12 protein-coding genes are annotated in these 22,523 nt (G+C 68.7%); 8 read left to right on the forward strand and 4 right to left on the reverse strand.

Going from position 1 to position 22,523, the window contains the following annotated elements:
- The first annotated feature begins 29 nt into the window (after window positions 1-29).
- From dctP to ACO073_RS27410, 4 genes are all read left to right on the forward strand, one after another.
- Window positions 30-1,058: a TRAP transporter substrate-binding protein DctP gene (dctP, locus tag ACO073_RS27395; protein ID WP_422002074.1), complete on the forward strand. Its 1,029-nt coding sequence runs from the start codon at window positions 30-32 to the stop codon at window positions 1,056-1,058.
- A gap of 18 nt (window positions 1,059-1,076) precedes the next feature.
- Window positions 1,077-1,670 (forward strand): TRAP transporter small permease, encoded by a 594-nt coding sequence (locus ACO073_RS27400; RefSeq protein WP_422002076.1) that lies wholly within the window; start codon window positions 1,077-1,079, stop codon window positions 1,668-1,670.
- Window positions 1,671-1,720: 50 nt separating this feature from the next.
- Window positions 1,721-3,019, forward strand: coding sequence for a TRAP transporter large permease (locus ACO073_RS27405; protein WP_422002078.1), 1,299 nt, complete (start codon window positions 1,721-1,723; stop codon window positions 3,017-3,019).
- An 82-nt stretch (window positions 3,020-3,101) separates the two neighbouring features.
- A complete protein-coding gene (locus tag ACO073_RS27410; protein WP_422002079.1) occupies window positions 3,102-3,854 on the forward strand; it encodes an SDR family oxidoreductase in 753 nt (250 codons plus the stop codon).
- Window positions 3,855-3,966: 112 nt separating this feature from the next.
- On the opposite strand, the gene ACO073_RS27415 is transcribed toward ACO073_RS27410, so the two are convergent.
- A complete protein-coding gene (locus ACO073_RS27415; protein ID WP_422002080.1) occupies window positions 3,967-4,782 on the reverse strand; it encodes a hypothetical protein in 816 nt (271 codons plus the stop codon).
- 1,035 nt (window positions 4,783-5,817) lie between these two features.
- Between ACO073_RS27415 and ACO073_RS27420 the strand changes: the two genes are divergently transcribed.
- Both ACO073_RS27420 and ACO073_RS27425 read left to right on the forward strand, forming a co-directional pair.
- On the forward strand, window positions 5,818-9,501 hold the full coding sequence (locus ACO073_RS27420; RefSeq protein WP_422002082.1) for an autotransporter outer membrane beta-barrel domain-containing protein: 3,684 nt from the start codon (window positions 5,818-5,820) through the stop codon (window positions 9,499-9,501).
- Between the two features lie 448 nt (window positions 9,502-9,949).
- Window positions 9,950-13,732, forward strand: coding sequence for an autotransporter domain-containing protein (locus ACO073_RS27425; protein ID WP_422002083.1), 3,783 nt, complete (start codon window positions 9,950-9,952; stop codon window positions 13,730-13,732).
- Window positions 13,733-13,735: 3 nt separating this feature from the next.
- On the opposite strand, the gene ACO073_RS27430 is transcribed toward ACO073_RS27425, so the two are convergent.
- Together ACO073_RS27430 and ACO073_RS27435 are read right to left on the reverse strand one after the other, a co-directional pair.
- The gene (locus ACO073_RS27430) at window positions 13,736-14,605 is read right to left on the reverse strand and encodes a hypothetical protein (protein WP_422002085.1); all 870 of its coding nucleotides are present in this window, start codon (window positions 14,603-14,605) and stop codon (window positions 13,736-13,738) included.
- Window positions 14,606-14,760: 155 nt separating this feature from the next.
- Entirely contained in the window at window positions 14,761-15,846 is a 1,086-nt protein-coding gene (locus tag ACO073_RS27435) for an alpha-hydroxy acid oxidase (RefSeq protein WP_422002086.1), read from the reverse strand.
- Between the two features lie 179 nt (window positions 15,847-16,025).
- Here ACO073_RS27435 and ACO073_RS27440 point away from each other — a divergent pair, with 179 nt between their 5' ends.
- Together ACO073_RS27440 and ACO073_RS27445 are read left to right on the forward strand one after the other, a co-directional pair.
- Entirely contained in the window at window positions 16,026-17,000 is a 975-nt protein-coding gene (locus ACO073_RS27440; RefSeq protein WP_422002088.1) for a TauD/TfdA dioxygenase family protein, read from the forward strand.
- Window positions 17,001-17,131: 131 nt separating this feature from the next.
- A complete protein-coding gene (locus ACO073_RS27445) occupies window positions 17,132-19,042 on the forward strand; it encodes an ABC transporter substrate-binding protein (RefSeq protein WP_422002089.1) in 1,911 nt (636 codons plus the stop codon).
- 102 nt (window positions 19,043-19,144) lie between these two features.
- Here ACO073_RS27445 and ACO073_RS27450 read toward each other — a convergent pair whose 3' ends face one another.
- The gene (locus ACO073_RS27450) at window positions 19,145-22,495 is read right to left on the reverse strand and encodes a carboxyl transferase domain-containing protein (protein ID WP_422002090.1); all 3,351 of its coding nucleotides are present in this window, start codon (window positions 22,493-22,495) and stop codon (window positions 19,145-19,147) included.
- Window positions 22,496-22,523 lie beyond the last annotated feature (28 nt).

Genomic DNA, 22,523 nt, shown 5'->3' on the forward strand with positions numbered 1-22,523 from the left:
TTCATAGAGCGCAACAGGGAGGAATTGCTATGCGAGTACCGGCAGCTGTTGCTGCGGGCGTGCTGCTGGGCGCCCTGACAGCCGGTCCGGCTTCGGCCGAGACCATCACGTGGAACTTCAACATCTTCGGCCCGCCGCGCGCGGTCACGGCCGGCATCGAAGCCATGGCGGACTTCTACAAGAAGGAGTCCAACGGCAGCTTCATCATCAAGATCGCCTACGGCGCATCGCTCGGCCCCGAACGCCAGGCTCCCGAAGCGATCAAGTCGGGCGGCTACGAAGGCGCGCAGCTCTGTGCCGGCTACTATCCCAACAAGTTCCCGCTGACGACGGTGCTGGAACTGCCGTTCCTCGTGCCGCGCCAGCTCTCGGAGAACGCCAAGGTCTACGAGGCGGTCATGAACGCTCCGCCGATCGCCAAGGAGATGGCCGATCGCTGGAACATCAAGTACTTCGGGCCGACCTTCCTGCCGGCCTACGAGTTCATGGGCAACAAGCGCATCGCCGGCGTCGGCGACATGAAGGGCGTCAAGATGCGCATCAGCGGCCTCAACGCCAAGGCGCTCCAGTCCTTCGGCGCCGTGCCGACCATGGTGACGGCACCGGAGAGCTACCAGGCGCTGGAGCGCGGCACCATCGACAGCTTCGGCTTCCCCTACAGCTACACGTTCGGCGCCTACAAGCTCTACGAGGTCGCCAAGTACGTGACCGAGGGCATGGCGATGAGCGGCTTCGTCTGCTGGCAGGGCGTCAGCCTGACGGCGTGGAACAAGCTGCCCGACAATCTCAAGGCCAAGCTGCCGCAGGCCCGGGCGCTGGCCGCCGAGGCGCTGCTGAAGGCCTACAAGAAGGAAGACGACAAGTGGATCCCGACCTTCAAGGAGAAGCTTGAGGTCACGCCCTTCCCCGAAGCCGAGCGGGAGAAGCTGATCGAGGCGTCGACGCCGATCTGGAAGGCGTGGGCCAAGGAGCAGGACGAGGCCGGGCGGCCCGGCACGCAGATCCTCGACTTCGTGAAGGCGGAGGTCGCCAAGGTCAAGGCGCAGGCCAAGAAGTAGCGGACCGGACGTTCCGGCATGCATGAGCTGGCCATCCTGGCCGCCGCCGTCGTCGCCCTGATGGCGGCGACGACGGTCGCCGCGTCCCTGATCGGCCGCGCCCTGCGCCGGGTCGAAGTCGCCCTCGCGGTGGCCGCCGCCGCCCTCGCCTTCTTCGCCATGGTGTTCGTGGTCGGCGAAGTGGTGATGCGCTACGGCTTCGCGGCGCCGATCCCCGGGCATCTCGAGCTGTCCGAGCTCTTCATGCCCATCATCGTCTTCCTCGGCCTGTCCTACACGCAGGCCACGCACGGCCATGTCGGGATGGACCTGGCGCTCGACCTGATGCCGGAAGCCGGGCGCCGCCGGGCGACGATCGCGACCCTCCTGATCAGCATCTTCGTCTGCGCCGTGCTCGCCTGGTTCAGCGCGAAGAACGCCTGGCAGCTGTGGGTGTACGACGACGTCACCATGTCGCCGCCCTACTACAAGACCTGGCCGACCGGCGCGGCGGTGGCGCTGGGATACGGGCTGACGGCGCTGCGCATGTACCTCCAGGTGCTCCACCTGTGGAATCCGGAGCGGTTCCCGGCCAACGAACCCGACAGCGGCGGCTTCCATGCCGTCGAATGAGGCGCGCGGCGGCCGCCGCGGCCGCACGACCTGCACAAGGGAGCCGAGCGATGGACCCCGTTAGCACCGGCATACTGGCGCTCACGGCGCTCACGCTGTTCCTGCTGTCGGGCGTGCGCATCGCCTTTGCCACCGCGATGTGCGGCTTCTTCGGCCTGTGGCTGCTGCGCGGCTACGATCCGGCGGCGTCGCTGTCGATCCAGTCGATCCTGGGCCACCTGATCAACTACAACCTGCTGGTCCTGCCGCTGTTCATCATGATGGGCTTCTTCGCCTATTACGCCAACATCACACGCGACATCTACTGGGCGGCGCGCCAGTGGCTGGGCCACCTGCCCGGCGGACTCGCCGTCGCCACGGTGGTGGGCTGCGCCGGCTTTGCGGCCGCCTGCGGCGCCTCGACGGCGTCGGCCGCCGTGATGGGCCGGGTCGCGTTGCCCGAGCTCAAGAAGTACGGCTACGACGACAAGGTCTCGACCGGTTGCGTCGCGGCCGGCGGTACCATGGCGATCATGATCCCGCCCTCGGTCCTGATCGTCATCTACGGCTTCATCGCCGAGGAGTCGATCGGCGCGCTGCTGCTGGCCGGCATCCTGCCCGGCCTCCTTCAGGCGGCGAGCTACGTCGCCATGCTCCTGCTGCGCTTCAAGCTCAATCCGGCGCTCGGCCAGCCGATCACCGGCATCACCTGGCGCGACCGGTTCGTGGCGCTGAAGGGCATCTGGGGCATGATCGCCATCATCCTGCTGGTGATGGGGAGCATGTACACCGGGCTGGCGACGCCGACCGAGGCAGCCGGCGTCGGCGCCTTCGGGGCACTCCTGATGGCCGCGCCCCGGTTGCGGCTGAAGGAGTTCGGCGCCTCGATGATCGAGACCATCCGCACCACGTCGCTGATCTTCGCCATCGTGGCCGGCGTGCTGATCTTCGTGCATTTCCTCGGCTTCACCGGCACGCCGGCGGCGCTGGCCAAGGGCATCACCGAGCTCGACGTGTCGCCCACGATCGTCCTCATCGGCATCCTCTGCCTCTACCTGGTCCTGGGCATGTTCATCGACGGCATCGGCATGGTGCTGCTGACGGTGCCGATCATCCTGCCGACCATCCAGCAGCTCGGCATCGACCCGATCGTGTTCGGCATCCTGGTCGTGCGCATGGTCGAGATCGGCCTGATGACGCCGCCGGTCGGCCTCAACGTCTATATCCTGAAGGGCGTCGCCAAGGGCGTCAGCATGGGCGACATCTTCCGCGGCTGCGGCTGGTTCGTCCTGGTCGACATCCTGAACGTCGCCCTGCTGGTCGCCTTCCCCCAGATCATCCTGCTCATTCCGCACAGCATGCTGAAGTGACGCCGCCCGGCGGGCGTCGGGGACCGCCCGGTTTCCCCGCGCCGGGAAACGCTCTAGGCTCCGCGCCGATGGAGGAAGCCCCATGAGCGGAAAGATCGCGGTCGTCACGGGCGCGGGCAGCGGCATCGGCCGCGCCTCGGCGCTCGCCCTGCTGAACAACGGCTACAAGGTGGCGCTGGCCGGCCGGCGCAAGGACGCGCTGGACGAGACGGCGAAGATGGCCGGCAACAATGCGCCCAACGCGCTCGCCGTCCCCACCGACGTCACCAAGCGCGACGACATCGTGGCGCTCTTCAAGACGGTCAAGGACACGTGGGGCCGCCTCGACCTGGTGTTCAACAATGCCGGCGGCGGCGCTCCGCCCGTGCCGCTCGAGGAGCTGCCCTACGAGACCTGGCTGTCGGTCGTGGCGGCCAACCTCACCGGCCCTTTCCTGTGCACCCAGGAGGCCATGAAGATCATGAAGGACCAGAAGCCGCGCGGCGGCCGGATCATCAACAACGGCTCGATCTCGGCCCATGCGCCGCGGCCCTTCTCGGTCGCCTACACCTCGACCAAGCACGCCATCACCGGGCTCACCAAGTCGACCTCGCTCGACGGCCGCGCCTATGACATCGCCTGCGGCCAGATCGACATCGGCAATGCCGTGACGCCGATGACCGAGCGCATGACCAAGGGCGTGCTGCAGCCCAACGGCACGACCATCCCCGAACCGCGCATGGACGTGAGCGCGGTCGCCAACGCCATCCTCTACATGGACAGCCTGCCGCTCGACGCCAACGTTCAGTTCATGACCGTGATGGCGACGAAGATGCCGTTCGTCGGTAGAGGTTAGCGCGTCAGACGCGCTAACCTCTGGCGGGCGGCAGTGCTTGTAACCAAGCGCGAAAGCCCGCACCGCGCAGAAAAGACAAGAGCGCGAGCAGACTTGGAGGTCCGCACCCGCTTTAGACCCTGATGCCGGCCTGCCGAAGATCGGCAAGGAAGTCCACCATGAGGCGGTAGGCGACGAGGCTGCCCTCCGCCAGGCGTCGGTGCGTCGCCGCCGGCACGATTAGGCCGCCCTTGCCGACACGCACGCAAAGCCCCTCCTTGAGCAGCGCCTGCGCGTGGCGACGGACCGTCTCGTAGGGCAGGCGCAGCGACTGCGCGATCGCCATGACGTTCACCGGCAGGCGGCTCTTGTCCTGCAGCAAGCCACGCGTGCCGGCCGTCGCGGTGTTCGTGACGTGCTTGACGTTTGCCGTCCAGATCGCGGTGTAGACCAGCCCCTTGGTCATCGCGCCCCGCCAATAGGTCCGCATCGCCTTGAGGCCCGCCAGGAGAGCGGCCGTGCCGGCACGGGCGATGGCGACCTGTTCCTTCTCGAGCCGACCCGACCGCGGCAGGCCCGATGACTTCATGCCGTATCTCACCATTCCGACGCGCGTCAGATCGACGAGGACGCGGGTGGTGTTGAGGTAGAGGCGGCGCAGGAACGCGGCGACGCGACGGCTGCGGCGCACCGCGGCTGGCACCATGATGCCACCTCCCTCTTCCCGGCATTGCCCGGCCCGAACGAGTTCGATGACCTGGCGGCGCACGGTCTCGTAGGGCGTTCCGAGCCGGCGCGCCAGTTCCCGTATCCGCACCGGGGCACGGCCCGGCATCCCCGCCTGGTCGTGCACCAGCGTGGTGAAGATCGCCCCGCGCACGAGGTCGTCCTGCAGATCGCTCAACAGGTCGAAACCGCGCAGGCAATACTCGGTGAAGACCCGCAGCACGGGATAGACATGAGGCGGCAACCGGGACGAGTCGGGCGGCCGGTCCTGCCGGCGCACCGCCTTGCGGGTCGCTGCCGTGAGTGACGCCTTTGGCGCGCGGACGTCGTTGCTTCCCCTTCCAGGCTTGCGAGAGGGCGATGTCATGGGGATTCGACCGGGACGAGCGACGCCACACGCTTGCACACGATCGACAAGCACGATGGACGACCCGACATGAGCCGGGCCGGTGTTGGGCAGATACTGTCAAGCATGCGACGCACCACCAGCACTCTACGCATCGAAGAACCCGCGTGAAGGCAATTCGCTGCTGCCAGCATCAGTTGCGAGTGACTGAGTTTATTTCAGTGAAAATGCTGCAAGTTGTTTGCGCATCGACAGCCGAAACACTCGACATTTCAAGCTCCAGCGCGACTTGAGAGCGCGCTCCCGTCTACGACCAGAGAGTGTTATCGACCGATGCCGACAACTCGCGTCGTTTCGATGCCGGGTGGCTCATTTTGTGTAGTCCGCCGGCTCATTTTGGTGACGGTTGGCCTTCTGTGGCGACGTGCACTGCCCCTAGTTTCATATCGGGAAGAGTTCGTCGACGCTGGGGTTACGCGTCGACGCGAAGCCTTGGGTTAGGAAGGGCCGACGATGCGACGCACGCGAGTGACCTCGATCACGTTGCTGTCCGCGATCGCATCCACCGTGCTCGCCGCCGGCGGCCAGGCTCTGGCGGACGGCGGAGCCGGCGGCAGCGGCCCGGCGGGCACCGGCGGCGCGGGTGGCGCCGATAGTGCGACCGGAGTCGGGGCAACCGGCGGGGCCAGCAGCCTCGCCCGATCAGGAACGACGGGTGGCGGCGCCGGTGCGGGGGGTGGCGCCGGCGCCACGGGGGGCGATGGCGGTGACGGCGCAGCCAACAATCCCGCCCTTGGACACGGCGGGGCCGGCGGCGCAACGCCGGGCGCGGCCGGCGGAAACGGCGAAAACGGGTCGACGGCGGGTGCAGGCGGCGGCGGCGGCGGCGCCCATGGCATTGTCAGCGTCTCATTGCCAACGATCGCTGTCACTGGCGGCAACGGCGGAAACGGCGGCCATTCGACCGGCGGCGGCGGCGGTGGCGGCGCTGGCGGCTACGGCGCCGTCGTCACCGGCAGTGGTCTGACCGGGACGATCGGCGAGAACCTGGCCGGTGGCAGCGGCGGAAACGGCGGAAATAGCGGAGGGACGGCCGCCAAGGGCTCTGGTGGCAGTGGCGGCAGCGGCCTCCGGCTCACCGGATCGTCGAATGAGGTCACGCTGGGCGGGACGGTGAGGGGCGGAAACGGCGGCACCCTCGGGACCGGCGGAGGCGTCAACGTCCCGGCCGGCAATGGCGGGACGGGCGTCGTCTCAGGTTCGGGCAACACATTGATCATCAGCGGATCCGTGAGCGGCGGAACGGGCGGCGACCAGGCGACTTCCGGAACGGCTGGATTTGCCGGGAGCGGCGGCATCGGCATCACGGCCTCCGGATCCAGGATCGTCGTAACCTCGACGGGCTCGGTCGCCGGCGGCCTGGCTGGAAACGGCGGTCCTCAGGCAAATGCGATCCAGTTCCTCGGCGGCACCAACACGCTCGAGATCCACCGGACCGACGGGATTTCGGGCACTGTACTCGCCGGCGGCTCCAGCGACACGCTCAGCCTCGGCGGCACTGCCAGCCAAACCTTCGACGTGTCGCAGATCGGCGCCACTGCGCAGTATCGCGATTTCGATTTCTTCGCCAAAACCGGCACCGGCACCTGGACGCTGACCGGCGACCAGTCGGGCACGACCACACCCTGGACCGTCGAACAGGGCACGCTGGCGATCTCCGATTTCCTGTCGCTGGGCAGCGAGGCCAGCACGCTGACCCTCGGCGGAGGCACGCTCAGCGTGACGGCGGCGGCCGCGACGTCGCGCGCGGTGACGCTGGCCGGCGGTGGCGGCGCGCTCGATACGAGCGGCGGGAACGCGACGCTGTCGGGCGTCATCTCGGGCGGCGCCGCCGACACGTTGACGAAGAGCGGCGCCGACACGCTGACCCTGACGGCCGCCAACACCTACGATGGCGCCACCGTCGTCGCCGCCGGGACGCTGGCCATCGGCAACGCCGGCGCGCTGGGCTCGGTCGCGAACGGAACGACGGTGCTCGGCGGCGCCACCCTGCAGCTCCAGGGCGGCATCGCCGTCGGGCTGGAGACCCTGACGCTGGCGGGCAGCGGCGCGTCGAACGGCGGCGCCCTGCGCAGCGCATCCGGCGACAACAGCTTTGCCGGCGCGATCGCGCTCAGCTCGGCCGCCCGCATCAACAGCGATGCCGGCACGCTGACGCTCTCGGGCAACATCGCCGGCGCCGGCCAGGCGCTCACCATCGGCGGCGCCGGCAACACCGTCATCTCCGGCATCATCGGCACCGCGACCGGAACGCTGACCAAGGACGGAACCGGCGTCCTCACGCTCACCGGATCGAACACGTACAGCGGCACGACGACGATCTCGGCCGGCACACTGCAGATCGGCGCGGGCGGCACGACGGGCTCGCTCGGCACGGGCGCCGTGACCAACAACGGCACGCTGCAGGTCAACCGCTCCGACACGGTCACCCTCGCCAATGCGATCGGCGGCACCGGCAGCTTCGTGCAGGCGGGACCGGGCACCACCATCCTCACCGGCAGCAACAGCTACAGCGGCGGCACGCTGGTCGCCGCCGGCACACTGCAGGGCACGACTGCCAGCCTCAAGGGCAACATCGCCAACAACGCCGCTGTCGTCTTCAGCCAGGTCGGAAGCGGCACCTACGCCGGCAACATGTCCGGCACGGGCTCGCTCGCCCTCCAGGGTGGCGGCAGCTACACCCTCTCCGGATTCAACAGCTACACTGGCGGCACGTCCGTGGCCCCGGCCACCACTGTGATCGCCAACGCCGCCAGCCTCCAGGGCAGCATCCTCAACAACGGCAGCATTACCTTCAACCAGACGGGGCCGGGCACCTACGCCGGCGCCATGGCCGGCAGCGGCAGCATGACCCTGCAGGGCGGCGGCGCGCTCACCATCGCGGGCAGCAACACCTACACGGGTCCGACCACCGTCGATGCCAGCACCCTCATCGTCAACGGCAGCCTCGCCAGCACCGTCACCGTCGCCAACGGCGGCATCCTTGCCGGCAGCGGCAGGATCGGCGCCTTCGTCTCCTCCGGCGGCATCATCGCGCCCGGCAATTCCATCGGCACGCTCACCATCAACGGCAATTTCGTCCAGAACGGCGGCACTTATGTCGTCGAGGCCAACGCCCAGGGACAGAGCGACCGCGTCAACGTCGCCGGCACCGCCACCCTCAACGGCGCCAACGTCCAGGTCCTCGCCGCCACCGGCACCTACGCCACCAGCACCACCTACACCATCCTGAACGCCACCGGCGGAATCAGTGGCACCTATGCCGGCGTCAGCAGCAACTTCGCCTTCCTGACGCCATCGCTGACCTACGATCCCAACAACGTGTTCCTTACCCTCGCCCTGCAGGGGCCGGCGCCCTTCTCGGGCTTCGGCGGCAACACGCCCAACCAGCGCGCCGTCGGCACCGCCCTCGACCGGTCCTGGGCCACCGCCACGGGCGACTTCGCCACCGTCATCGGCGCCCTGGCCAACCTCAACACCAGCCAGGCCGCCCCCGCCCTCAACGCCATCAGTGGCCAGCCTTATGCCGACTTCGGCACCACCAACATCGCCAGCGCCGCGCTGTTCATGAACACGCTCGGCCAGCAGATGGCGATGGCCCGCGGTGGCGCGGCCCGCAGCGGCGCAACCGGCAGCGGACAGCGCAGGGCCCTGGCCGAGGCCTGCGACGTCGCCGCCTGCGACGGCGCCAGCCCGTTCAGCGCCTGGTTCAGCGCCCTCGGCAGCCTCGGTTTCGTCCAGGGCGACAGCAACGCCTCGACCCTCACCTACAATGTCGGCGGCGGCGCCGCCGGCATCGACTACCGCGTCGATCCTCGCATCCTGGTCGGCCTCGGCCTCGGCTACACGCACGGCACCCAGTGGGTGAACGCCTTCATGGGCCAGGGCTGGAGCGACTCGGTCAGCGTCGCCGCCTACGGCTCGTTCACTCAGGCCGGCTTCTATGCCGATGCCCTGGCCGGCTATGCCTATGTCGGCAACCAGATGCAGCGGCAGATCCAGGTCCCCGGCCTGCAGGCCCGCACCGCCAACGGCAGCACCGGCGCCAACCAGGTCCTCGGCCAGGTCGAGACCGGCTACCGGCTCGGGCTGTGGGACGCCGCGACGAGCCTCACCCCCTTCGCCCGCTTCCAGGCATCCAGCACGAATCAGAACGGCTTCTCCGAATCGGGCGCCAACGCACTGAACCTCAACGTCGCCCAGCAGACCACAAACTCTCTCCGCACCGTGCTCGGCGCCTCGATCGCGAGCAGCCTCGCGCTCGGCAGCGAGCGGTTCCTGTCCCTCGCGCTCCGCCTCGGCTGGCAGCACGAATACGCCGACACCGCGCGGCCGATCACCGCCGCCTTCACCGGCGCCCCCACCGCCGCCTTCACCGTCTACGGTGCGACGCCGACCCGCGACAGCGCCATCGTCGGCTTCTCCGCGACGACCAGCATCGCCCAGGCCACCGACGTCTACCTGCGCTACGACGGCGAGCTCGCCGTCGGCACCGACAACCACGCGTTGACCGCCGGCCTGCGACTTTCCTGGTAGCTTCAGGCGCGCCCTCCTCTCGCGCCGATCGAGGTCTCCGGCGCGCGAGAAACAATGCCGGACGCGTGAGCCCGACAGGCCCGTCGTCCTGCTCTCCGAAAGATTGCTCTCGTCGGACCGACAGCGACCGGAAACTGTGGGACGGTCGGCATTGCGACACCAGTCCGGCCCTACCCATTCCGGGGCACGGACGGCCAGAATCTGACGATTGCCTCAATCTGGGTAGTCCTGACCTTCAGCACGCACGAGTCGTCGCGCAAGCATCTCCCGGTCCGCTCATGACAACCGTGGAGTGCACATCGTGCGTGCCGTCCGTCCTTCGTGTGCCGCGCGCCGGTTGGCGACGTTGCTGTCGACGACCTGCCTCACCACTTGTCTCATCCTCGCGGCCGGAAGCGGCGCCGCCCTGGCGAGGGGCGGCGACGGAGGCAGCGGCGAAAACGATTCCGTGGGCGGCGGTGCCGGCGGCTCCGGCTTCACGGGAACGGCCGGAAACGAAGGGGAGGGCGATTCCAACGCAGCCGGCGGCGGCGGCGGCGGTGGCGCTGGTGGCGGAGCCGGTGGCGCCGGCGGTTCATCGGGCGGCGACGTCGGCGGCACCGGGGGCGACGGCGGTGCCAACGGCAACGGAAGCGGCACCGTAAGCCTGGACAATGCCGGGACGATAGCCGGCGCCGTGGGAGGCAACGGCACCAGCGGCAGCGGCCCCAGCAACGCGAATGGCGGCGGCGGCGGCGGGGCCGGCGGCTATGGCGTCATCACGACCGGAACCGGCGCCAGCAGCAACAGCGCCGCCGTCACGGCGGGCAACGGCGGCAACGGCGGCGACGGGCAGGCCAGCGGCGGGAACAACGGCGGGAACGGCGGCAGCGGCGGCGACGGCGGCATCGGTTGGCAGTTCACCGCCTCGGGCGCGACACTCACCAACACCGGCACGATCACGGGCGGCAATGGCGGCGCCGGCGGCGCCGGCGGCTTCGGCGCTGGGAACGTGGGCGTCGGTGGCGCCGGAATCGTCGGCACGGGACTCGCCATCGTCAATTCCGGAACAATCTCGGGGGGCAACGCAGGGTCGGGAGGTTCCCGGGCCAACGCCATCACTTTCGCCGGCGGCACCAACGTTCTCGAGGTGCGGTCAGGCTCGACCATCAACGGCAACGTGCAGGCGGCAAGCCTCGCCGACACGCTGCGGCTGGGCGGCTCGGCTGATGCCTCTCTCAACGTCGCCACGATCGGCACGGCCGCGCAGTACCGCGGCTTTGGCGTGTACGAGAAGACCGGCAGCAGCACCTGGACGTTGACCGGAACCACGACCGCCACGACGTCGTGGACGGTGAGTGCCGGTACGCTCTCGGTTGCGGAAAACGGCAGTCTCGGTGCCAATGCCTCCACGCTCACGCTGGCCGGCGGCACGCTCAGGGCCACGGCAAACTTCGCGAACGCGCACGCCCTGACGCTGAACAGCGGCACCACCAACACCATCGACGTCGACAGCGGCGTGACCCTGTTTCAGAGTCGCGCCATCGGCGGGACGGGCGGCCTGACCAAGACGGGCGATGGTTCGCTCTGGCTCAACGCCATCAACGCCTATGAGGGCGGGACGACGATCAAGGGCGGCAAAGTAGCCATCTCGGCCGACGACGGCCTCGGCGCCGCAAACGGCAGCGTGACGCTCGACGGTGGCACCCTGCAATTCGCGGAAGCCCTCATCCTCGCCAGCACCCGCACCCTCACGCTGGGCGGCGCGGGCGGCACGATCGAGACCGGTGGCTTCAGTGCCAGCACGATCTCGCAGTCGATCGGCGGAACCGGCGGTCTGACCAAGATCGGTGGTACCACTCTCCTCCTGTCGGGCAACAGCACCTATGCCGGCGGCACCACGGTCAGCGGCGGTACCCTGCGGATCGGAGCCGACAATGCCTTGCCCACGACGGGCGGGCTGACGGTCAACGGCACTGGCGTCCTCGACCTGGGCGGATTCCGGCAGACGGTGGGCCGGTTCCAGTCGTCGGGCTTGCTCGCCGGAGTTCGCCTGGAAAACGGTGCCGTGCTGACCGCAGGCGATTCCAGCGATACGACCGTCGCCGCCTACCTCGTCGGCGATGCTACCGGCGCCTTCGTCAAGCAGGGCAGCGGCACCATGACCATCACCAACGCCGGCAACACCTACGGCGGCGGCACGACGGTCACCGGCGGGCTGATCAACTTCACCAGTCTCGGAAACTTCGGCACCGGCAACATCACGCTGAACGGCGGCGGCCTGCAATGGGCAACCGGCAACACGATCGACGTCTCCCGCAGGCTCGATCCGCTCGGTCCCGGAGGCGGCACGTTCGACACCAACGGCAACACGGTCATGCTAGCGTCGGCGATCAGCGGCAGCGGCGGCCTCACCAAGGCCGGCCTGGGGACTCTGATCCTGACCGGCGCCAACACCTATGGCGGCGGGACGACGGTGTCGGGCGGCACGCTGCAAGGCACCACCGCGACCCTGCAGGGCAACATCGCAAACAATGCGGCCGTTGTGTTCAGCCAGAGCGGCAACGGCACCTATGCCGGCAGCCTGTCGGGCACGGGAAGCCTCGCCCTGCAAGGCGGCGGCACCTACACCTTCACGGGCACCGGCAGCTTCAGCGGCCCGACCACGGTGACCGGCAGCGGGCTGGTGGTGAACGGATCGATCGCGAGCACCGTGACGCTGGACAGCGCCAGCAGCATAGGCGGCAGCGGAACGATCGGCGGCCTGGTCTCGAACGGCGGCACACTGGCGCCGGGCAACTCGATCGGCACGCTGACCGTCAACGGCAACTTCGTGCAGACGGGCGGGACCTACGTCGTCGAGGCCAATGCCCAGGGCCAGAGCGACAGGGTGTCCGTCAACGGCAGCGCCACCATCAGCGGAGCGGCGGTCCAGGCGGTGGCCAGCGGCAGCTACGCCACCAGCGCCACCTACACGATCCTCAGCGCCACCGGCGGGGTGTCGGGCACCTACAGCGGCGTCACCTCCAACTACGCCTTCCTGACGCCGAGCCTCAGCTACACCGCCAACAGCGTTCTGCTGACCCTGGCCCTGGAGGGCGCCACGCCGTTCTCGGGCTTCGGCGGCAACACCGGCAACCAGCGCGCCGTCGGCGCCGCGCTCGATCAGACCTGGGCCAGTGCCACCGGCGACTTCGCCACCGTCGTCGGCGCGCTCGCCAACCTCACGACCAGCCAGGCCGCGCCGGCGCTCAACGCCGTCAGCGGCCAGCCCTATGCCGACATTGGCACCACCAACGTCGCCGGCGCCGCGCTGTTCATGAACACGCTTGGCCAGCAGATGGCGAATGCCCGCTCGGGCACCGCGCCGGGCGCGCGCGTGGCCCTGGCCCAGGCCTGCGAGATCGAGGCGTGCGACGACACGCGGCGGCTCAGCGCCTGGTTCAGCGGCCTGGGAGGCTTGGGCTCGATCCAGGGCAACGGCAACGCATCGACGCTCACGTACAATGTCGGCGGCGGCGCGGCCGGAATCGACTATCGCCTCGACCCGCGCTTCCTGGTCGGCCTCGGCGTCGGCTACGCGCACGGCACCCAATGGGTGAGCGGTCTCATGGGCCAGGGCTGGAGCGACTCGGTCAGCGTCGCCGCCTACGGCTCCTTCATGCAATCGGCCTTCTATGCCGACGCACTGGCAGGCTACGCCTACATCGGCAACCAGATGCAGCGGCAGATCCAGATCCCCGGCCTGCAGCCGCGCACCGCCTCCGGCAGCGCCGGTGCCAACCAGGCACTGGCACAGGTCGAAACCGGCTACAGGGTCGGCCTGTGGGACAGGGCGAGCGTGACGCCCTTCGCACGCTTCCAGGCCAGCAGCTCGACACAGAACGGCTTCACCGAGTCCGGCGCGAACTCGCTCAATCTCACCGTCGCGCAGCAGACGACGTCGTCGGTGCGTTCGGTGCTGGGCGCGGCGCTCGACAGCACCATCGGCGCCTTCGGCTTCGGCCTGCGGCTGGGCTGGCAGCACGAATATGCCAATGTCGGCCGGCCGATCACCGCGTCGTTCGCCGGTGCGCCGTCTGCGTCGTTCACCGTCTATGGGGCGACGCCGACGCGCGACGCCGCCATCGTCGGCTTCTCGGCGACGACGGCGATTGCAGCGGCGACGCAGCTCTACCTGCGCTACGACGGCGAGCTCGGCGCCGGCACCGACAGCCACGCCCTCACCGCCGGACTGCGGCTCAGCTGGTAGAGTTCAAACCTGCACCCCGCGGTGGCGCAGGTCGGCGAGGAAGTCCAGCACGAGCCGATGGCCGATCTCCGGCCCGGCCGAAATGCGCAGAATGAACGCCAGCGGCACATAGAGCCCGCGGCGTCCGGCGCGGATGCAGATGCCCTCCTGGACCAGGGAATCGGCATGGCGGCGAACGGTCTCGTAGGGCAGGCGTAGCGACCGGGCGATCGCCGACACGCTGACCGGCACGCGAAGGCTGTCGGGCAGCGATATCCGGTGCGCCGCCGGCGTGCTGTTGGTCACGTGCTTGACGTTCGCCGTCCAGATCGCGGTGTAGATCAATCCCCTCATCAGGTCGCCGCCCCAGAAGGTGCGCAGCGCGCGAATGCCGGCGAGCAGCAGCCCGGTCGCCGCGATGGCGATGGCGGTCTGCTCCGGCGCCAGCCGGCCGGCCTCGACGCTGCGCCGCGACGACGAGGCGAAGGCGGCGACCTCTATGCGCGTCAGGTCGGCCAGCAGGCGGACAGCGTTGACGTAGATTTTGCGCAGGAACGTCGTGACGGACCGGCCGCGCAGCACGGCCGGCGGGACGGAGACGCCATCATCCGTCACCACGCACTGGCCGCTTCGCGCCAGGCCCAGGACGCGGCGGCGAACCGTCTCGGCCGGCATGTCCAGTGCGCGAGACAGCTCGCGCACGCTCACGGGCTCGCGCCGCGGGGGCGTCATCTGGTCTCGCACCAGCGTCACGACGATCAGGGAATCGATGATGTCGTCCTGCACGCGGGTCAACAGGTCGAGGCCCCGCAGATGGAACTCCGTGGAAACGCGCGTGACCGGGAGCGCATCGCGATGGAGCTGCGACGTCGCGGGGGCATTTGCCTCGCTCATCGGGGGATTCACCTCGTGCACCGATTCTGCACTCGATACCCGAATTGCCAACAATTTGCATTGGCCCCTTCCGACGGGGCCGCGCGCGACCGTTTGCCGGCCCTCTTGGCAGGTCGCGAGCGTTCTTGGGGCTCGGGCTTGGCCGCGGGCCGGCGTCAATAGCCTTCGTGCATCAGGGGGAAGGCCGAGTGGACGCCGGGCAGGTTGGTCGGCACGCTCGCGGAGATATAGCTCCTGTCGAGCTGCTTCAGGCTGGTGACGCCGAGCAGGCCCATAACCTCGTTCATCTCATCCTCGAGCAGCTCGACCACGCGCTCGATGCCGGCGGCGCCCGCCGCGGCCAGTCCGTAGCAGTAGAGCCGGCCCAGGCCCACCCAGTCGGCGCCGAGGCAGATCGCCTTCACGATGTCGCTGCCGCGGCTGAACGAGCCGTCGACCGCGACCCTGGCCCGGCCCTTCACCGCCTCGACGATCTCGGGCAGCACGGCCGCCGAGCCGCGCCCATGGTCGAGCTGGCGGCCGCCATGGTTGGAGCAGTAGACCGCCCAGACCCCGTGCTGGCAGGCGATCTCGGCGTCCTCGCCGGTGCCGATGCCCTTCAGCATGAACTTCACGTCGGGGAACCTGTCCTTCACCCGCTTGAAATTGTCCCAGGCGAAGGCCGCCTGATGATCCTGGCCCGTCGCCGCCGTGCGCCACGACTTCACGAAGCGCTTGGTGATGTCACGTTCGCGCCGCGAGTAGACCTGCGTGTCGACGGTGATGCAGAAGGCATCGTAGCCCGCGTCCATCGCCTGCTTCACGCGATCGGCGACCCAGGCATCGTCGCCGCGCACGTAGAGCTGGTAGATCTTGGGCCCGTCGCCGCCCTTGACGATGTCCTCGAGCTTGAGCGTGGTCACCGAGCTGATCAGCATGGCGACGTTGCCGGCTCCCGCCCCCTTGGCGACGGTGATGCCGCCGCCGGGCTCGAAGGATTCCAGCGACCCGACGGGCGCCAGCATCACCGGTAGGCGGATCCTCTTGCCCAGGATCTCCGACGACGGGTCGATGCTCGAGACGTCGCGCAGCACCCGGGGGCGGAAGGCGATGGAGTCCAGCGCCATGCGGTTGCGCCGCAGCGTCGTCTCGGTCTCGGTGCCGCCGATCAGATAGTCCCAGATGTTGCCGTTGAGCCGGACCTTCGCCGCCTTGACGATCTCGTGCAGCGTCGCGAATTCGTTCTCCAGGCCGCTTGCCATGGTCCTCCCCGCCGATTGCCGCTGGAGCATGATGAGATCGGCTGGAACAGACAATCTCATCATGCCCTCTCGCAACAACTTCCATCGTGCCGCGCGAATGGGATGAGATGGAATCGGTTGCGATTCCATCTCATCCCATTCCGCTCTAGGATTAACCTAATAAGCAAGCGGAGGAAACGATGCCGGGAGCACGCTCTACCGCATCGCGCAAGGCGACCGAAGCGCCGGTGACCGTCCGGCCGATCAACGGCTTCATCGGGGCCGAGATCGAGGGGGTCGATCTCCGGCAGCCGCTCGGTCCGGCCCAGTTCCGGACGATCCACGAGGCCCTGGTGCGCTACGAGGTGATCGTGCTGCGCGACCAGGACATCACCGTCGATCAGCAGATGGCGTTCGGGGCCCGGTTCGGCGAACTGTCGATCCATCCCTTCTCGCCCAACCTGCCCGACCGGCCCGAGGTCATCATCCTCGACTATTCGCGGGACAACCCGCCGGCGCTCACCGACATCTGGCACGCCGACGAGACCTTCCGCGACTGCCCGCCGATGGCGACCATCCTGCGCGCCAAGGTCGTCCCCGAGACGGGCGGCGACACGCTGTTTGCCAGCATGAGCGCCGCCTATCGCGGCCTGAGCGACCGCATGAAGCAGCACATCCACGGGCTGGAGGCGCTGCACGACTTCAAGCCGTGGCGGCCCCTGTTCGGCCAGAGCGACCGCGCCAGGCTGCGACAGCTGGAGGACGATTTTCCCAATCCCTGGCATCCGGTGGTGCGGGTCCACCCGGTTTCCGGACGGCGCGTCCTCTACGTCAACCAGCAGTTCTGCGTGCGCATCAAGGGGCTCAAGCCCGACGAGAGCGACGCGCTGCTGGCCTTCCTCTACCGCCAGGCGACGATCCCGGAGTACCAGCTGCGCGTGAAATGGCGGCCCCACACGCTGGTCATGTGGGACAATCGCTCGGTCCTCCACTACGCGGCGCACGACTATTACCCCGCCCGCCGGACGATGGAGCGCGTGACCGTGAAGGGCGACCGCCCCATCGGCGTCGATGGTCCCTACACGGTCGCCGATGTCGAGGCGAACGGCACCGTGAAGCCCGTCGTCCCGGAGGGCACGCGGCCCGGCCCGCGACGGGCGTTCGACCGATACTGAGGGTCCGGCCAATCATGAAGAAATTGTGGCGCGGTCGCGCGACCTTGCCGCCATTGACCTCGGCAACTTTCAGCGATTTGATTCGTCATGAATGCGGCAGATACCGCAGCCAAACGACAGGGCGGGCTCACATGAACAGACGCGTCTTCGCCAAGAGTATCCTTTTCAGCCTGCTCTGCAGCCCGGCCTTCGCCGCCGACCCGCTGCCGACGATGCAGGAAACGCCGATGCTCGAGAGCGAGGTGAAGTCGGGCGCGCTTCCGCCCGTCGGCAAGCGCATCCCCGAGCAGCCCTGGGTGGTGAAGCGCTTCGCCGGCGGCGAAGGCCCCGGCAAGCCCGGGGGTGACCTCAACATTCTCGTGGGCAGCGCCCGCGATACCCGCCTGATGACGATCTACAGCTACACCCGGCTGATCATCTACAACGACAAGTTCAAGCTCATGCCCGACATCCTCGAGAGCTACGAGGACAAGGAAGGACGCGAGTTCACCTTCAAGCTCCGGGCAGGCCACAAATGGTCCGACGGCCATCCCTTCACGACCGAGGACTTCCGGTTCTTCTGGGAGGACGTGGCCAACAACAAGGAGCTGTCGCGCTCCGGCCCCTCCGTCGAGCTGATGGTCGACGGCCAGCCACCGAAGGTCGAGATCATCGACGAGCGCACGATCAAGTATTCCTGGGACAAACCCAACCCCTACTTCATCGAGAGCCAGGCCCGTGCCGCGCCGCTGTTCCTGTTCCGGCCGGCCCACTACCTCAAGAAGTTCCATGCCAAGTACACCAACCCCGACGAGATCGCGAAGTCGGGAAAGGGCGGCCAGCAGGGCGGCAGCTGGGTGCAGATCTACAAGCGTCATGACGTCATGTACGCCAACGACAATCCCGAGCTGCCGACGCTCAATCCCTGGGTGAACACGACGCCATCGCCGTCGCAGCGCTACGTCTTCGTGCGCAATCCCTACTACCACCGCATCGACGAGAAGGGTCAGCAGCTCCCCTATGTCGACCGCGTGGTCTTCACCCAGGTCGCGCCCAACCTGGTGCCGGCGAAGGCGGGCCTGGGCGAGGCCGACCTGCAGCCGCGCTATCTCAACATGCGCGACTACACGTTCCTCCAGAAGAGTGCGAAGAGTTCCGGCATCGAGGTCCGCCTGTGGGAATCCGGCTCGGGCTCCCAGCTCGCGCTCTATCCCAACCTCAACGCCAATGACGAGGAATGGCGCAAGCTGATGCGCGACGTGCGCTTCCGCCGCGCCCTGTCGCTGGCGATCGACCGCGACGAGCTGAACCAGGTCGTCTATCTCGGCCTCGCCAAGCCCTCGAACAACACGATCATGGACCGCTCCGAGCTGTTCAAGCCGGAATACGCCACCAAATGGGCGAAGTACGATCCCAAGCTGGCCAACAAGCTGCTCGACGAGGTCGGGCTGAACAAGAAGGACAGCCAGGGCATCCGCCTGCTGCCCGACGGGCGGCCGGCCACGATCGTCGTCGAGATGGCGAGCGAGGAGACCGAGGATGCCGACGCGCTGCACCTGATCTCCGAGATGTGGAAGAAGGTCGGCATCAAGATGCTGACCAAGCCGCAGACCCGCGACAATTTCCGTCTGCGCACCTTCTCGGGCGAGGCCAACATGACGGCCTTCGCCGGCGTCGTCACCGCCGTGCCCACCCCCAATACCAGCCCCAAGGAGTTCGCGCCCACGATGCAGGGCGGGCTGCAATGGTCGCGCTGGGGCATGTTCGTCGAATCCAAGGGCAGGATGGGCGAGGCCTGCGACATGCCCGAAGCCTGCAAGCTGCTCGACTACGTGAAGGAGTGGGAGCACGCCACCGACGAGGCCGGGCGGCGCGCCGCCTGGGACAAGATCCTCGAGGCCAATGCCGACGAGGTCTTCTCGATCGGCACGGTCAACGGCATCCGCCAGCCGATCGTGGTCGGTCCGAAGATCAAGAACGTGCCGAAGGAAGGCTACTTCGCCTGGGATCCGGGCGGGTATATCGGCCTCTACCAGCCCGACACGTTCTGGATCGCGAAGTAACCCTGTCATCCCGAGCGCAGCCCCTGCCTTGAGCAGGGGCGAAGGGAGGGACCTTTCCGGTACCGAAAGGTCCCTCGGCCTGCGGCCTCGGGATGACAACCTTCACCACGTATCGATGTTCGGCCGCTTCTTGTGCGGGTTGCGCGGGCGTGGCGGCGCGCCCAGCAGGGCGGTCGCGATCCAGCGCCGTGAATCGGCCGGATCGATCACCTCGTCGACCTCGAAGTAGGTCGCGGTGCTCAGCGCTTTGCCGCGCGCATAGGCTTCGGCGACCATGCGGTCGAACAGGGCCCGCCGCTCCACGGGATCGGCGATCGCCTCCAGTTCCTTGCGGTAGCCGAGCTTGACCGCACCCTCCAGTCCCATGCCGCCGAACTCGCCGGTCGGCCAGGCGATCGCGAAAGTGCCGGCATGGAACGAACCGCCGGCCATGGCCTGGGCGCCCAGCCCGTAGGCCTTGCGCAGCACGATGGTGCCGAACGGCACGCCGAGATTGGCGCCGACCACGAACAGCCGCGAGCAGTGGCGGACAAGGGCGGTCTTCTCGACCTCGGGTCCCACCATCATGCCCGGCGTGTCGCACAGGAACAGGACCGGCAGGTCGAAGCAGTCGCAGAGCTGCAGGAAGCGCGCCGCCTTGTCCGATCCGTCCGAATCGATGGCGCCGGCGAGATGCACCGGGTTGTTGGCGACGATGCCCAGCGGCTTGCCCTCGATGCGCGCCAGCGCCGTCACCATGCCGGGACCGAAGGCGCGGCGCAGCTCCAGCACCGAGCCCTCGTCGCACAGCGTCTCGATGACGCTGCGCACGTCGTAGACGCGCAACCTGTTCTCCGGGATGGCCCGGCGGAGCAGGCGCTGGTCGGCCGCCCGCCAGTCGGGCAATGCGCCCTGGAAGTACGACAGGTACTTCTTGGCCACCGCGACCGCCTCGGCCTCGTCCTCGACGGCGATGTCGACTGTGCCGTTGGGCACCTGCACGCTCATCGGGCCGACCTCCTCCGGCGCGTAGACGCCGAGATTGCCGCCCTCGATCATCGCCGGCCCGCCCATACCGATGGTCGAGTTCCTGGTCGCGATCACCACGTCGCAGCAACCCAGGATCGCCGCGTTGCCGGCGAAGCAGCGGCCCGAGTTGATGCCGACCAGCGGCGAGGAGCCGCTCAGCCGGCCGAAGATGTGGAAGGCCATGGTGTTGAGGCCGGCCACCGACTGCAGGTCGACGTCGCCCGGCCGGCCGCCGCCGCCTTCCGTGAAGAAGACCAGCGGCAGGCGCTGCTCCTCGACGATCTCGAACAGCCGGTCCTTCTTGTGATGGTTGGTCTTGCCCTGGGTGCCGGCCAGCACCGTGTAGTCGTAATGGGCGACGGCGACGCGGCTCTTCTCGGGGCCGAACAGCGCGCCGTTGACTCGGCCGATGCCGGTGATCAATCCGTCCGCCGGCGTGCGTTCGATCAGGTCGTCGAGGCTGCGCCGCGTGCGCTGGCTGGCGATGGCGAAGGCGCCCCATTCGACGAAGCTGCCGGGGTCGACCAGGTCGTCCAGGTTCTCGCGGGCGGTGCGCTGGTTGGTCCTGCGCCGTCGCGCCACCGACTCGGGTCGCCGGTCGTCCAGCGTGAGCGCGCGGCGTTCGAAATATTCGGCGAGGTCCGGACGGACATGCTCGAGGTCGATCGCCTCCTCGGCGGCGGCACCCGCGACCTCGACCTCGGCCTCCTCGACGAACAGGAGGGCGTGGCCCTCGTAGACGGTCTCGCCCGCCGTGACGGCGATGCGCCGCACATAGCCGCGCGCCGGGCTGCGGATCTCGTGCTGCATCTTCATGGCGTCCATGACCAGCAGCGCCTGCCCGGCCGCCACCGCGTCGCCTTCCGCGACCGAGAGGCTGACGATCGTGCCCTGCATCGGCGCCTTCACCGGCACGGTGCCTTCCGGCCCCTCCTCGTCCGCCACCGCGCCGGACGCCGCCGGCACGGCCTTGCCGAAGGTCAGGACGGCCAGCGGGTCCACCGCGTCGACCCGGGCACCCACCTGCCGTCCGGGGGTGGCCGGCGGCGCCGCCTCGAAATAGAGGCCGCCCGGCAGCTTGCCCGCGGCCTCGATCAGCGACGCGGCCCGCTCGTCGATGAAGCGCGTATGGACCCGGCCGGCACGGACCTCGTCGTCGGCCAGGAGAGCGCGCAGGAAGGCGATGTTGCTGGGCGCGCCTTCGAGGCGAAAGGCCGCCAGCGCGCGTTCGCCGCGCGCCAGGGCCTCGCCGAAATCCGCCGACGGGCTGTGCACGATGAGCTTGGCCAGAAGCGAATCGAAGTTGGGGTTGGTGCGGTAGCCGGCATAGCCGTAGGTGTCGACGCGGACGCCCTTGCCGGACGGCGGCTCGAACACGGTGAGCGTGCCGCCGCCGGGACGGGCCGAGCCGTCCGCCGTCATCGTCTCCATGTTGATCCGCAGCTGGATCGCATGCCCGCGCGGCGCCGCGCGCGCGACGCCCGTGTCGGGCAGGCTGGCGCCGCCGGCCAGCAGGAGCTGGGTCCTCACCAGGTCCACGCCCCACACTTCCTCGGTCACGGTGTGCTCGACCTGCAGGCGCGGATTGGCCTCGATGAAGAAGAACGCGTCGCCGTCGGCCAGGAACTCGAACGTGCCGAGGCTGCGGTACGCCACGGCCCGGGCCATGGCGACCGCCGCGGCGACGATCTCCTCCCGCAGGGCCGCGTCGAGATGGGGGCTGGGCGCCAGCTCGACGATCTTCTGGCTGCGGCGCTGCAGGGTGCACTCGCGTTCGCCCAGGGCGACGATGCCGCCCTGGCCGTCGCCCACGATCTGCACCTCGATGTGCCGCGCGCGGCCGACCAGCCGCTCGGCATAGAGATCGCCGTTGCCGAACGCGGCCTTCGCTTCCGCCGAGGCGCGGGCGAAGGCGTCGGCCAGCTCGCCCTCCTCGCGCACCAGGCGCATGCCGCGCCCGCCGCCGCCGGCGATGGCCTTGAGCGCGATGCCGGTCCTCGCATGCGCCTTCAGGAACGCCCTCGCGCCGGCCAGGTCGACGATGCCGGTCCCCGGCAGCACGGGCACATTGCACTGCTCTGCCTGCGCCCGCGCGCTCGTCTTGTCGCCGAACAGCCGGAGCTGCCCGGGTGTGGGGCCGACGAACAGGAGGCCGGCCGCGGCGCAGGCCTCGGCGAAATCGGCATTCTCCGACAGGAAGCCGTAACCCGGATGCACGGAATCGCAGCCCGCCTTCCGCGCCGCCGCGATCACGCTGCCGATGTCGAGGTAGGCTGCGGCGCCCCGGCCCGGCAAGGCGAGGGCCTCGTCGACACGCCGCACGTGCAGCGACGTCGCATCGTCTTCGGAATGGAGGCCGGCGGTCGCGATGCCGAGCTCGGCGGCGGCCTGGGCGATGCGGATGGCGATCTCGCCGCGATTGGCGATCAGGAGTTTCTTGAGCATGACGGCCGTGTCTCGGGGTAGAATCGCG

The organism is Reyranella sp., assembly GCF_965229815.1.
Taxonomy (GTDB): domain Bacteria; phylum Pseudomonadota; class Alphaproteobacteria; order Reyranellales; family Reyranellaceae; genus Reyranella.

Coding starts and splice junctions, on each gene's coding strand:
- ACO073_RS27435 (WP_422002086.1), bottom strand. CDS start 15,846: ATGGCAAGCGGCCTGGAGAACGAATTCGCGACGCTGCACGAGATCGTC.
- ACO073_RS27405 (WP_422002078.1), top strand. CDS start 1,721: ATGGACCCCGTTAGCACCGGCATACTGGCGCTCACGGCGCTCACGCTG.
- ACO073_RS27430 (WP_422002085.1), bottom strand. CDS start 14,605: ATGAGCGAGGCAAATGCCCCCGCGACGTCGCAGCTCCATCGCGATGCG.
- dctP (WP_422002074.1), top strand. CDS start 30: ATGCGAGTACCGGCAGCTGTTGCTGCGGGCGTGCTGCTGGGCGCCCTG.
- ACO073_RS27445 (WP_422002089.1), top strand. CDS start 17,132: ATGAACAGACGCGTCTTCGCCAAGAGTATCCTTTTCAGCCTGCTCTGC.
- ACO073_RS27400 (WP_422002076.1), top strand. CDS start 1,077: ATGCATGAGCTGGCCATCCTGGCCGCCGCCGTCGTCGCCCTGATGGCG.
- ACO073_RS27450 (WP_422002090.1), bottom strand. CDS start 22,495: ATGCTCAAGAAACTCCTGATCGCCAATCGCGGCGAGATCGCCATCCGC.
- ACO073_RS27410 (WP_422002079.1), top strand. CDS start 3,102: ATGAGCGGAAAGATCGCGGTCGTCACGGGCGCGGGCAGCGGCATCGGC.
- ACO073_RS27440 (WP_422002088.1), top strand. CDS start 16,026: ATGCCGGGAGCACGCTCTACCGCATCGCGCAAGGCGACCGAAGCGCCG.